Annotated in this window: 8 protein-coding genes; 6 read left to right on the top strand and 2 right to left on the bottom strand. The window is 71.8% G+C overall.

The window, feature by feature from the left end; all coding sequences use genetic code 11:
- The first annotated feature begins 113 nt into the window (after positions 1-113).
- Positions 114-1,073, top strand: a complete 960-nt coding sequence (locus tag RWH44_RS00805) for an FKBP-type peptidyl-prolyl cis-trans isomerase (RefSeq protein ID WP_316003116.1) — start codon at positions 114-116, stop codon at positions 1,071-1,073.
- A 71-nt stretch (positions 1,074-1,144) separates the two neighbouring features.
- On the top strand, positions 1,145-2,227 hold the full coding sequence (gene dxr / locus RWH44_RS00800) for a 1-deoxy-D-xylulose-5-phosphate reductoisomerase (protein ID WP_316003115.1): 1,083 nt from the start codon (positions 1,145-1,147) through the stop codon (positions 2,225-2,227).
- Between the two features lie 265 nt (positions 2,228-2,492).
- Here the strand turns inward: dxr and RWH44_RS00795 are convergent, their stop codons facing one another.
- Positions 2,493-4,157: a Mur ligase family protein gene (locus tag RWH44_RS00795; RefSeq protein WP_316003114.1), complete on the bottom strand. Its 1,665-nt coding sequence runs from the start codon at positions 4,155-4,157 to the stop codon at positions 2,493-2,495.
- 87 nt (positions 4,158-4,244) lie between these two features.
- On the opposite strand from RWH44_RS00795, the gene RWH44_RS00790 reads away from it, so the two are divergent.
- Positions 4,245-5,561: a M50 family metallopeptidase gene (locus tag RWH44_RS00790; protein WP_316003113.1), complete on the top strand. Its 1,317-nt coding sequence runs from the start codon at positions 4,245-4,247 to the stop codon at positions 5,559-5,561.
- A 199-nt stretch (positions 5,562-5,760) separates the two neighbouring features.
- Here RWH44_RS00790 and RWH44_RS00785 read toward each other — a convergent pair whose 3' ends face one another.
- On the bottom strand, positions 5,761-7,710 hold the full coding sequence (locus tag RWH44_RS00785) for an anthranilate synthase family protein (RefSeq protein WP_316003112.1): 1,950 nt from the start codon (positions 7,708-7,710) through the stop codon (positions 5,761-5,763).
- Between the two features lie 214 nt (positions 7,711-7,924).
- Between RWH44_RS00785 and ispG the strand changes: the two genes are divergently transcribed.
- The 3 genes from ispG to RWH44_RS00770 all read left to right on the top strand — a co-directional run bounded on the left by ispG (position 7,925) and on the right by RWH44_RS00770 (position 12,181).
- The gene (gene ispG / locus RWH44_RS00780; protein ID WP_316003111.1) at positions 7,925-9,076 is read left to right on the top strand and encodes a flavodoxin-dependent (E)-4-hydroxy-3-methylbut-2-enyl-diphosphate synthase; all 1,152 of its coding nucleotides are present in this window, start codon (positions 7,925-7,927) and stop codon (positions 9,074-9,076) included.
- 74 nt (positions 9,077-9,150) lie between these two features.
- A complete protein-coding gene (locus RWH44_RS00775) occupies positions 9,151-10,335 on the top strand; it encodes a benzoate/H(+) symporter BenE family transporter (RefSeq protein WP_316003110.1) in 1,185 nt (394 codons plus the stop codon).
- 49 nt (positions 10,336-10,384) lie between these two features.
- Complete coding sequence (locus RWH44_RS00770; RefSeq protein ID WP_316003109.1) at positions 10,385-12,181, top strand: proline--tRNA ligase; 1,797 nt, start codon at positions 10,385-10,387, stop codon at positions 12,179-12,181.
- The last annotated feature ends 154 nt before the right edge of the window (positions 12,182-12,335 follow it).

Here is a 12,335-nt window from a genome sequence, read left to right as displayed (position 1 = left end):
GGCGTGCATGGGGCGGCGCGCCTCCCGTACGGCTCGCGCGCCGCGCTCTCCCAGCCGCACCAAAGCCGGATGCGCGAGGATGGGGGCTTCCCGTCTTCTCCGAGAGGTCTCCCGTGCGCTTCCGCCCGATCGCTTCCCTGTCCGCCGCCGCCGTCGCGGTGCTGCTGCTGGCCGGCTGCTCCGGCTCGTCCACCGACGCGCAGACGCCCGACGCCACGGCGACCCCGGATGCCGGAGCCTGCCAGACGCCGTTCACCGGCGACGTCCCCGCCGGCCTCGAGGTGTCGGGCGACTTCCAGGGCCCCGTCACCGTGACGCGCCCCGACGGCTTCGCGCCCGGCGACATTCAGCGCAGCACCCTCATCGAGGGCAGTGGCGACGAGATCCAGGCCGGCGACATCGTCAAGGCCAACTACACGGTGATCGACGCCAGCACCGGAGACGTCGTACTGGACTCGCTGTCGTCCGACCCCTCCGGGATGGACATGATCGTCAACTCCCAGCAGATCTTCGGCGCGGCCGTGTCGTGCGTGCCCGTCGGCTCGCGCACCGTGTCGACCTTCCCCGCCGGCATCCTGGGTGAGGGCTCGCCCGCCTACGTGCTCGTGGCCGACGCGATCGCGGAGCTGCCGACGCGCGCCGACGGCACGGAGGTCGCCCCGGCCGACGGCATGCCCACCGTGACCTTCGCCGACAACGGTGCGCCCACGATCACCGTGCCGAGCACCCCCGCCCCGACCGAGACCCGCGTGGAGAACCTGCGCCAGGGCTCGGGCGACGTGGTCAACCCCGGCGACACCGTGATCGTGCAGTACACCGGCGTGCTCTACGACGGCGGGACCGTCTTCGACTCGAGCTGGGACAAGGGGGCGCCGACGCAGTTCGCGACCACCGCCGTCGTCCCGGGATTCAAGAAGGCGCTCGAGGGTCAGACGGTCGGTTCGCAGGTCGTCGCCGTCATCCCGCCCGCCGACGGCTACGGGGACCAGGCTCAGGGCTCGATCCCGGCGAACTCGACGCTCGTGTTCGTCGTCGACATCCTCGGCGTGCAGCACGCGCCCGCGGCCCAGTAACCCGTCCGACGCGTCGCGGGCCCGCCCGTGCGGCGTGGCCCGCGGCGGCCGGGGCTCAGTAGGCTGACGGGATGCGCCGCGTTCTCATCCTCGGTTCCACCGGTTCGATCGGCACGCAGGCGCTCGACGTCATCCGCGCCAACAGCGACCGCTTCGAGGTCGTCGGTCTCGCCGCGGGAACCGACCGCGCCGGCGTCGAGGCGCAGGCGGAGGCCTTCGGCGTCGAGCACATCGCCCTCGGCGCCGTCGAAGCCGAGCAGCTCGTCCGTGACGTCGACGCCGATGTCGTGCTCAACGGCATCACGGGATCGGTCGGCCTCGGGCCCACGCTCGCCGCACTGGAGGAGGGCCGTACTCTCGCACTGGCGAACAAGGAGTCGCTGATCGTCGGTGGGGAACTCGTCACCGCGCTCGCCGCCCCGGGACAGATCGTGCCGGTCGACTCGGAGCACTCGGCCATCGCCCAGGCACTGCGCGCGGGAGCTGCGAGCGAGGTGCGCCGGCTCGTGCTCACGGCATCCGGGGGGCCGTTCCGCGGGCGCTCGCGCGCGGACCTCATCGGCGTGACACCCGCCGAGGCGCTCGCGCACCCCACGTGGGACATGGGACGCGTGGTGACCACGAACTCGGCCACCCTCGTCAACAAGGGCCTCGAGGTGATCGAGGCGCACCTGCTCTTCGACGTCGCCTACGACCGCATCGCGGTGACCGTGCACCCGCAGTCGATCGTGCACTCGATGGTGGAGTTCGTCGACGGCTCCACGATCGCCCAGGCATCGCCGCCCGACATGCGCCTGCCGATCTCGCTCGGCCTCGATTGGCCGCACCGCGTGGGCGGAGTGGGCGCGCCGCTGGACTGGACTACCGCGTCGCAGTGGACGTTCGAGCCCCTCGACGAGGAGGCCTTCGGCTCGGTGGCGCTCGCCAAGCGCGTCGGGCGCGCGGGAGCGACGTTCCCCGCGGTGTTCAATGCCGCCAACGAGCAGGCCGTCGACGCCTTCCACGAGGGGCGCCTGGGTTTCCTCGGCATCGTCGAGCTGATCGAGCGGGTGGTCGATCGGCACGAGCCGCCCGCCGCCCTCACCCGCGAGTCGCTCGCCGAGGCCGAGGCCTGGGCACGCCGCACCGCCGACGAGATCATCGCGGCACGGTGACGGTGGTCGTCTCGGGCGCCAGCGCGCCGGGACGAGCGGTGGTTCGCGAGTCGTCCGGAGGTCGCTGAGCCCCTCGGGCGATCCCGGACGCCGGCTCGCTGCTCCCGGATGCCGACTCGCAGGTCCCGGATGCCCATACGCAGGTCCCTGAGCTTGTCGAAGGGACCGGATGCGCGGGCGTCCCGGTGGCTTCGACGGGCTCAGTCACCTGGCGGAGCGCAGGCACGCCCGCGGTGATCGCTGAGACCGGGGCCGCGACGCCGGGTCAGGCCGGGAAGTCGACCGGGCGCTCGGGATCGGACGACGGCGTGCTGTCGGCCGGGTAGGGGACGGGCCACTGCGGGTCGGGGACGTCCCAGCCCGCCGCCCGCAACGCGCGCCGCGACAGCTCACGGGCGGAGTACGGCGTGCGGACGCCGCGGATGTCGCGGTAGTCCTGGTGTCCGGGTCCGGCCCACAGGATCGCGTCGCCCTCGCCGACGAGCCGCACGGCCTCGAGGATCGCTCGCTCGGGAGGGGTGAACTCGTGGATCTCGGCGTCGGGTCGGGCGCGACGCGCACCCTCGACGAGCACCGCGCGGATGGCATCCGGATCCTCATGACGCGGGTGGTGGTCGGTGACGACGAGGATGTCGCTGCCCTCGACCGCCGTGCGTCCCATGTCGTGGCGCTTGGTGGCGTCGCGGTCGCCGTCGGCGCCGAAGAGCATGACGACCTTGCCGGGCGTGACGCGCCGAACGGCCGCGAGCGTCTTCTCGAACGCGTCGGGGGAGTGCCCGAAGTCGACGTACACGGCGGGGCCCCGCGAGCCCGACACGAGCTGCGTGCGGCCCGGGAGCGAGGCGTCGATGCGCTCGCCGTCGAGGGTGCTGAACAGGTGCTCCCACGTGTAGCCGGTCTCGAGCAGCATGACGATCGCGAGTCCCGCGTTCGCGGCCATGTGGCGTCCGATCACGGGCACGACGGTGGTGAGGGAGCGTCCCTTGCCGTCCGACAGCGTGAACTCGGTGCCCTCCTGGCGCTCGTCGACGATGTCGACGGTCCAGTCGGCGGATGCCGCGGCCGCGGCATCGTGCGCGATCGCGGGCGTGGCGATGGTCACGACCGGGATCTCCGCGCGCGCGGCGATCTCGGCGCCCGCGGGGGAGTCGAGGCAGACCACGCCGCGACGGGCGCGGTCGGGACGGAACAGCGGGAGCTTGGCCTCGAAGTACTCGCGCATATCGGCGTAGTCGTCGAGGTGATCGTGGGTGAGGTTGGTGAAGCCGGCGACGTCGAAGACGAGCCCGTCGACGCGGTGCCTGGTGAGCGCCTGGGCGCTCACCTCCACGGCCACGGCTTCGACGCCGCGCTCGCGCATGAGCGCGAGGAGGGCGTGGAACTCGCTCGCCTCGGGCGTCGTGAGGCGCGAGACGATGACCTCGCCCGCGATGTGGCGTTCGGCCGTCGACGACAGTCCGGTGACGACGCCGAGCTGCCCGAGGATGCCCTCGAGCAGGTGCGACACGCTCGTCTTGCCGTTGGTGCCGGTGGTCGCGAGCAGGCGGGGCAGGTCGTCGTCGGGTCCGGTGCCGTACACCCAGGCCGACAGGTCGCCCAGCAGCGCGCGGGGATCGTCGACGACCACGATCGGAAGACCCGTGGATGCCGCGATGTCGGCGCCCGCTTCGTCGGTGATGACGGCGACCGCACCTCGTTCGGCGGCCGTGGCGGCGAACTCGGCGCCGTGCCGGTTCACTCCGCGGATGGCGACGAACGCCTCACCGGCTCGCAGGTCGGCGGTGGCCAGCGTGATGCCGGTCACGACGGTCCCGTCGACGTCGCCGACCGTGCGCACACCCCATCGGCGGGCCAGTTCCGCGAGGTCGCGGCGGGGCGGGCGCTCCGGGCGGAGGACGGGGGGCAGATTCGAGGGGGCGTCGCTGGGCATCGGATCCATTGTCGCATCCGGGGTCGCACAGACACCGCATCGCGGCCGCACGGGCCGTTCAAAGGCTGTCGGCGGTATCGTCGCCGGGTGACCGCGATCGCCTTCCTCATCGGCGTGCTCGTGCTCGTGATCGGTCTCGCGATCTCGATCGCGCTGCACGAGATCGGGCACCTGCTGCCCGCCAAGCTCTTCGGCGTGCGCGTCGGGCAGTACATGATCGGCTTCGGACCCACCCTGTGGTCCAAGCGGATCGGCGAGACGGAGTACGGCTTCAAGCTGCTCCCGCTCGGCGGATTCATCTCCATGGCGGGCATGTATCCGCCCGCCCCCGACGACGCGGAGGCCGGCACCAAGCGCTCGCGGTTCTTCGCCACCATGGTGCAGGACGCCCGCGACGCCAACGCCGAGACGCTCATCGCCGCCGACGACCGCGTGTTCTACAAACTGCCCGTCTACAAGCGCATCATCGTCATGCTCGGCGGCCCGATCATGAACCTGCTGCTGGCGTTCGTTCTGTCGGCCGTCGCCGTGAGCGGGATCGGCGTCGCGCAGGGGACGACCACGGTCGCCTCCGTGTCGCAGTGCGTGATCCCGGCGAGCGCCGATCGCTCGGCGTGCGAGGCGAGCGACCCCGTTGCCCCCGCGGCCGCCGCAGGTCTGCTGCCGGGCGACACCATCGTCTCGATCGACGGCACCGCCGTGTCGACCTTCGACGAGGCCGCGGCCATCATCCAGCGCTCGCCGGGCCAGGCCCTGCCCGTGGTGATCCAGCGTGACGGCGCCGAGCAGACCCTCACGATCACCCCCGTGCAGACCGACCGCGCGGTCACCGGCGCCGACGGGCGTCCCGTGCTCGATGACGCCGGCCAGCCCGAGTTCCAGAGCGTCGGCTTCGCGGGACTCAGCCCGCAGTCGGCGCTCGTCCCCCAGCCGATCTGGGCCGGGCCCGAGGCGACCATCCAGCAGGTGGGTGCGGTCGCGCAGATCATGACGCAGCTGCCGGTCCGCGTGTACGACACGGCGGTCGACCTCGTCACCGGTCAGCCGCGCGACCCGAACGGCCCCCTCAGCGTCGTCGGCGCCGGACGCCTCGCGGGGGAGTACGCCGCGGTCGACGCACCGATCGCCGCGCGCGTGCAGTCGATCATCGGTCTGCTCGCCGCCCTGAACATCGCGCTGTTCGTCTTCAACCTCATCCCGCTCCTGCCCCTCGACGGCGGCCACGTCGTGGTGGCGCTCTGGGACGGTCTCAAGCGCTGGATCGCGCGACTGCGCGGCAAGGTCGCCCGCCCGGTGGATGCCACGAAGCTCGTGCCCGTGACCTTCGTCGTGGTCGTCCTGCTGGTGGGCATGGGGGGCGTGCTCTTCCTCGCCGACGTGTTCAACCCGGTGCAGCTGCTGTAGCGCAGGGCTCGGCGGCTCCAGCAACCTGGACCGGGAGGACCCTGAGCCTGTCGAAGGGTCCGGGCCCCCGCCGGGTGCACCGCCGCCGACGCTCTCCGCCACCTCGACAGAGGACCCTGAGCCTGTCGAAGGGTCGGGGCCCCCGCGCGGGTACGGTGTCTCGACGGGCGCCCCCACCCGGAAGGGCGGCGGGCCGGCGTCAGAGCGCGTGCGCGATGAGCCGCTCCAGCGTGCGCATTCCGTCGCGAGAGAGGATCGACTCCAGGTGCCCCTGCACGCTCGCGAAGCCGGGGCCGCGCAGGGCGTAGACATCGCCGGTCTCGGGGTCGGCGGCGACCTCGAGGTCGACGTGGGTGACGACGTCGCCCCGGGCGACGCTGAGGCCCCGGCGGTTTCCCGGGTTCACGCGCGCGGTGAAGGTGTTGTAGAACCCGATCGAGGCGTCCTCGCCGAACACGTCGACGCTCTTCTGCAGGCCCTGATGGGGGCGATCGAGCGGCATGAGCTCGATGCCGAGCGAGTCGGCGAGGATCTGATGGCTCAGGCACACGGCGAGCAGAGGATCGCGCCGAGCGGTCCGGCGCCCGACGACGTGGCGCATGGCCTCCATGCGCGCAGTGTCGTCACGCGGGTCGCCGGGTCCCGGTCCCGACACGACCAGGTCGGCGGCATCCAGGTCGGTGTCGGAGACATCGGCCCAGTGCACGATGCGGGTGTCGAGGCCGAGGTGGCGCAGCTGGTGCGCGAGCATCGTGGTGAAGCGGTCCTCGGCATCCACGACCAGGGCCGTGCGACCCGCGAACGGGCCCGATCCGTCGGGGTCCTGCGGGTTCATCCAGAACGGCGCGAGGCGGTCGTTGCGGGATGCCAGGAGCTCGGCGATCGCGGGATCCTCGGCGAGCGGCCGTCGCTCGGCGACGGGCGCGTCGGGGTCGGCGTCGGCGGGGAGCACCGGCACGTCGCGGGGGATCGCGCCGATCGCACCGAGCACGCCCGCGGCCTTGCCGTGGGTCTCGCCGACCTCGCCGTACGGGTCGGAGTGGCGCACGAGGGTGGCGCCCACGGGCACGCGCAGGCGGCCGTCGACGAGGTACGCCGTGCGGATCAGGATGGGTGCGTCGAGGTCGTGCGTCGGGCCCTCGGCGTTGCCGTTGGGCGTGAACAGTGCGGCGACGCCGGAGTAGTACCCGCGCGGGGTCGTCTCATGGCGGGCGATCACGGTGCAGGCGTTCTGCATGGGGGAGCCGGTGACCGTGGGCGCGAACATCGTCTCGCGCAGGATGTCGCGCGGGTCGAGGTCGCTGCGCCCGCGCAGCATGTACTCGGTGTGCGTGAGGCGCGACATCTCTTTGAGATGGGGACCCGTGATGCGCCCGCCGTCGCTGCACACGGCGCTCATCATCTTCAGCTCCTCGTCGACGACCATGAAGAGCTCTTCGGTCTCCTTGGTCGAGCGCAGGAACTCCGCGAGCGTGTCGGCGGTCGCCCCGCCCGCGGGGTGGCGGAAGGTGCCCGAGATCGGGTTCATCGTGACGACGCCGTTGCGGGCGCTCACGTGCGCCTCGGGGCTGGCGCCGACGGCGACGTGTCCGTCGGTCACGATCGCGAAGGTCCAGTACGCGCCCTTCTCGTGCTCGAGCAGCGCCCGGAACCAGGTGAGCGCCGCGGCACGCGGATCGGCGTCGACCCCGGCCACGAAGTCGCGGCGGATGACGAAGTTCGCGCCCTCTCCGCGGCCGATCTCCTCCGCGATCACCCGCCGGACGATGTCGGCGTATTCCTCGTCGGCGATGTCGAATCCCGCGCCCTCCAGGGCGATCGGGGCGGAGGGGAGGGATGCCATGACCCCGGCGCGGGGGAGCACGACGCGCTCGCCGATGACGAGGCATCGCAGCGGGGCGCCGTCGTCGTGGCAGACGAAGCCGCGTTCGCGCACCTGGCGGTACGGCACGAGGGCGAGGACCTCGCGGGCGACGCCGGCGGCATCCATCAGGGGGATGTCGGCGAGCAGGTCCACGTCGACGACGTCGCCGGTGAGCACCTCGACGGTGGCGTCTTCACCCGCGGCGGGGCCTCGCGCGATCAGCGCGAACGGCGCGGAGCCGGCGAGGAGGTCGTGGATCAGGGAGGAGGGGTCGGGCCCGGTCATCGAAGTACTTCCGTCTGTGAGCGAGGGTCCTACGCGGCCGCCGAAAACACGAAGACCGCCCGGATCCCGAGGGAGGGCGGTCTGTCGCACGCGTGCTCACCGCCTAGACGGTGGGCCACCAGCTGAAATGCGCGCGCATGGCGCCGAACCTACCACAGGGAGCATTCGCAGCCTGTTCCGGCTCCGTCCAGCGACGGCGGCGTAGGCTGAGCCCGTGCCTGCTGTGAATCTCGGAATGCCCCGCGTGCCGGAGACCCTCGCTCCCCGTCGTAAGACCCGTCAGATCCGGGTCGGCAAGGTGCTCGTCGGCGGCGACGCCCCCGTGAGCGTCCAGTCGATGACCACGACGCCGACGACGAACATCAACGCCACCCTTCAGCAGATCGCCGAGCTCACGGCATCCGGGTGCGAGATCGTGCGTGTCGCGGTGCCGTCGCAGGACGACGCCGACGTGCTGCACATCATCGCGAAGAAGAGTCAGATCCCGGTCATCGCCGACATCCACTTCCAGCCCAAGTACGTCTTCCAGGCGATCGACGCCGGCTGCGGCGCGGTGCGCGTGAACCCGGGCAACATCCGCAAGTTCGACGACCAGGTCGGCGCGATCGCCAAGGCGGCCAAAGACGCCGGTGTCTCGCTGCGCATCGGCGTCAACGCCGGATCGCTCGACCGCCGCCTCCTCGAGAAGTACGGCAAGGCCACGCCCGAGGCGCTCGTGGAGAGCGCCGTGTGGGAGGCCTCGCTGTTCGAGGAGCACGACTTCCACGACTTCAAGATCTCGGTCAAGCACAACGACCCGATCGTCATGGTCAAGGCCTACCGCCTGCTCGCCGAGCGCGGCGACTGGCCTCTGCACCTCGGTGTGACCGAAGCCGGGCCCGCGTTCCAGGGCACCATCAAGAGCGCCACGGCGTTCGGCATCCTGCTCTCGGAGGGCATCGGCGACACGATCCGCGTCTCGCTGTCGGCCCCACCGGCCGAAGAGGTCAAGGTCGGCCACCAGATCCTGCAGTCGCTGAACCTGCGCGAGCGCAAGCTCGAGATCGTGTCGTGCCCCTCGTGCGGACGCGCCCAGGTCGACGTCTACTCGCTCGCCGACAGCGTCACCGAGGGCCTGAAAGACATGACCGTGCCGCTGCGCGTGGCCGTCATGGGCTGCGTCGTCAACGGACCGGGAGAGGCCCGCGACGCCGACCTCGGCGTCGCCTCGGGCAACGGCAAGGGGCAGATCTTCGTCAAGGGAGAGGTCGTCAAGACCGTGCCCGAGTCGGAGATCGTGCAGACGCTCATCGCCGAGGCCAACCGCCTCGCCGACGAGATGGGCCCCGACGCAGCCACCGGGACGGCGCAGGTCATCACGGCCTGAGCCGGCCTCACCCGGCCTCCGCGCGCCGGAGCGTCGATGTCGGCCCTCGAGGGTCCGATAGCGTCGGGAGTCCCATGACCGAGACTCCCGCGCCCTCGCTCGTCCGCCCGCTCATCGCCGGGGTCGTCACCGCCCTCGTCGGCTTCACGAGCACGTTCGCCGTGGTTCTGACGGGTCTGCGCGCGGTCGGCGCATCCCCCGCGCAGGCGGCGAGCGGGCTGCTCGCCATCACGCTCGTCGTGGGCATCGGGTGCGTCGTGCTCGCGTCGCGGTATCGCATCCCGATCACGGTCGCGTGGTCCACGCCGGGTGTCGCGCTGCTCGCGGCGACGGGCGCGGTCGACGGCGGCTGGTCCGCGGTCGTGGGCGGGTTCCTCGTGTGCGCTGCGCTCATCCTGTGCACGGCGCTGTTCCCGCCCTTGGGTGCACTCATCGCCCGCATCCCTCCCTCGATCGCGCAGGCGATGCTCGCCGGTGTGCTTCTTCCCCTTTGCGTCGCGCCGTTCGTCGGCCTCGTCGACGACCCGTGGGGCGTGGCCCCCGTGCTGATCGTGTGGCTGGTGGCATCCCGACTGCTGCCGCGCTGGGCGGTGCCGCTAGCCTTCGTGGCGGCGATCGTCGTGGTGGCGGTGTCGCTGTCGAGCAGGGGAGTGCAGGCGGATGCCGCCTCCCTGCTGCCGCGCCTGGAGGTCACCGTGCCGACGCTCACCGTCGGCGCGGTGGTGGGTGTCGCGCTGCCGCTGTTCGTGGTGACGATGGCGTCGCAGAACGTGCCGGGGTTGGCGGTGATGAAGAGCCTCGGCTACACGATCCCGTGGCGTCCCGCGATGCTCGTCACCGGTCTCGGGTCGGCGGCGGCGGCCGGCTTCGGCGGGCACGCGATGAACCTCGGCGCGATCAGCGCGGCCATCGCCGCGGGGCCGGACGCGCACCCCGATCCGCGCCGCCGCTGGGTGGCGGGCGTGTCGGCCGGGGCCACGTACCTCGTGCTGGGCGCCCTGTCGGCCGCCTTCGCCGCGATCGTGCTCCTGGCCCCCGCGGGCGTCATCCCCGCCGTCGCCGGGGTCGCGCTCTTCGGCGCGTTCGGATCGGCGGTGCAGCAGGCGATCGACGACCCGGGCGAGCGCCTCCCGGCCGTCGTGACGTTCCTCGTCGCGGCATCCGGGATCGCGGTGCTCGGGGTGAGCGCGGCGTTCTGGGCGCTGCTGGCCGGACTCGTGGTGCGCACGGTGCTGCACCTCGGGCGGCGGGGTCGCTGACGGGGCGTTCGGTCGGGGCGCGGCATCCGCCGCTCTAGACTCGACTCTCGTGGTCACCCGTCTGTCGAACTACTTCCTCCGCACGCTCCGCGAAGACCCCTCGGATGCCGAGGTCACGAGCCACCGCCTGCTCGTGCGCGCCGGATACATCCGTCGCAACGCCCCGGGCATCTTCGCGTGGCTGCCACTCGGTCTGAAGGTCAAGGCCAAGATCGAGACGGTCGTGCGGGAGGAGATGGCGAACGCCGGCGCGTTCGAGGTGCACTTCCCGGCGCTGCTGCCGCGTGAGCCCTACGAGGTCACCGGCCGCTGGGAGGAGTACGGCGACGCGCTGTTCCGCCTGCAGGACCGCAAGGGCGCCGACTACCTGCTCGCTCCCACGCACGAGGAGATGTTCACCCTCCTGGTGAAGGATCTCTACTCGTCGTACAAGGACCTGCCGCTGACGATCTACCAGATCCAGGACAAGTACCGCGACGAGGCGCGTCCCCGCGCCGGCCTCCTGCGCGGCCGCGAGTTCACGATGAAGGACGCCTACTCGTTCGACGCGACGGATGCCGGCCTCGACGCGTCGTACCAGGCGCAGCGCGACGCCTACGAGCGCATCTTCACGCGCCTGGGCCTCGAGTACGTCATCGTCGCCGCCGACGCGGGCGCGATGGGCGGCTCGAAGTCGGAGGAGTTCCTGCACCCGACCCCCATCGGCGAGGACACGTTCGTGCGCTCCGCCGGCGGGTACGCCGCCAACGTCGAGGCCTTCACGACGGTCGCGCCTGAGTCGCTCCCGATCGACGGACAGCCGGACGCCGTGATCTTCGACTCCCCGAACACCCCCACGATCACGACCCTCGTCGATCACGCCAACGCGCACCTCGAGGCCCCCGCCGCCGGCATCGCAGGCCCCGCCACCGCCGAGGCGACGCAGTGGACGGCCGCGCACACGCTCAAGAACGTGGTGCTCGCGCTCACCCACCTCGACGGCACGCGCGAGCTCGTCGTCGTGGGCCTTCCCGGCGATCGCGACGTCGACGACAAGCGCGTCGAGGTGGCGTTCGCCCCGGCCGAGGTCGAAGCCGCGACCGACGAGGACTTCGCGAAGAACCCGCTGCTGGTCAAGGGCTACATCGGCCCCTGGTCGCCCACCGGCCCCGTGCTGGGCGAGGAGTCGGCGACGAAGATCCGCTACGTGCTCGACCCCCGCGTCGTCGACGGCACCGCGTGGATCACCGGCGCGAACGTCGATCAGAAGCACGTGCACTCCCTCGTGGCGGGCCGCGACTTCGTCGGCGACGGTTTCGTCGAGGTCGCCACCGTGCGCCCCGGCGACCCGGCCCCCGACGGCTCGGGCCCCGTGGAGCTGGCGCGCGGCATGGAGATCGGTCACGTCTTCCAGCTCGGTCGCAAGTACGCCGAGGCTCTGGGCCTGAAGGTGCTCGACGAGAACGGCAAGCTCGCCACCGTCACGATGGGCTCGTACGGCATCGGGGTCACCCGCATCCTCGCGATCATCGCCGAGCTTAACAACGACGCCAAGGGCCTCATCTGGCCCGCCTCGGTCGCCCCCTTCGACGTGCACGTCGTCGCGACGGGTCGGGATGCCGTGGCCTTCGACCTCGCCGCCTCCGTGTCCGCGCAGCTCGAGGCCGCCGGTCTCGACGTGCTGTACGACGACCGTCCCAAGGTCTCGCCGGGTGTGAAGTTCGGCGACGCCGAGCTCGTCGGCATCCCACGCATCCTCATCGTCGGCCGCGGCGCGGCCGAGGGACAGGTGGAGCTGTGGGACCGCCGCACGGGCGAGCGCGAGACCGTGTCGGTCGACGACGCTCTGGCGGCTCTGACGCGCTGAACTCCCACGCCCGTCCCCTCATCGCGAGACGGCATCCCGCCGATGGAACGGTTGCAGGCTGCACCCGACGTGTCGGCGAGATGCCGTCTCGCCGTGTCCGGAGGGTGTCGGGGGTGGGCGGTCAAGAGGCCGCGGGGCGCCCTCCGGGTCGATA

Source organism: Microbacterium phycohabitans (assembly GCF_032464935.1).
Classification (GTDB): domain Bacteria; phylum Actinomycetota; class Actinomycetes; order Actinomycetales; family Microbacteriaceae; genus Microbacterium; species Microbacterium phycohabitans.
This window is presented reverse-complemented; position numbering and strand designations above follow the sequence as displayed.

What these genes read in the sequence shown, in the direction of transcription:
- dxr (WP_316003115.1), top strand. Translation starts at nt 1,145, where the DNA reads ATGCGCCGCGTTCTCATCCTCGGTTCCACCGGTTCGATCGGCACGCAG.
- RWH44_RS00795 (WP_316003114.1), bottom strand. Translation starts at nt 4,157, where the DNA reads ATGCCCAGCGACGCCCCCTCGAATCTGCCCCCCGTCCTCCGCCCGGAG.
- RWH44_RS00785 (WP_316003112.1), bottom strand. Translation starts at nt 7,710, where the DNA reads ATGACCGGGCCCGACCCCTCCTCCCTGATCCACGACCTCCTCGCCGGC.
- RWH44_RS00775 (WP_316003110.1), top strand. Translation starts at nt 9,151, where the DNA reads ATGACCGAGACTCCCGCGCCCTCGCTCGTCCGCCCGCTCATCGCCGGG.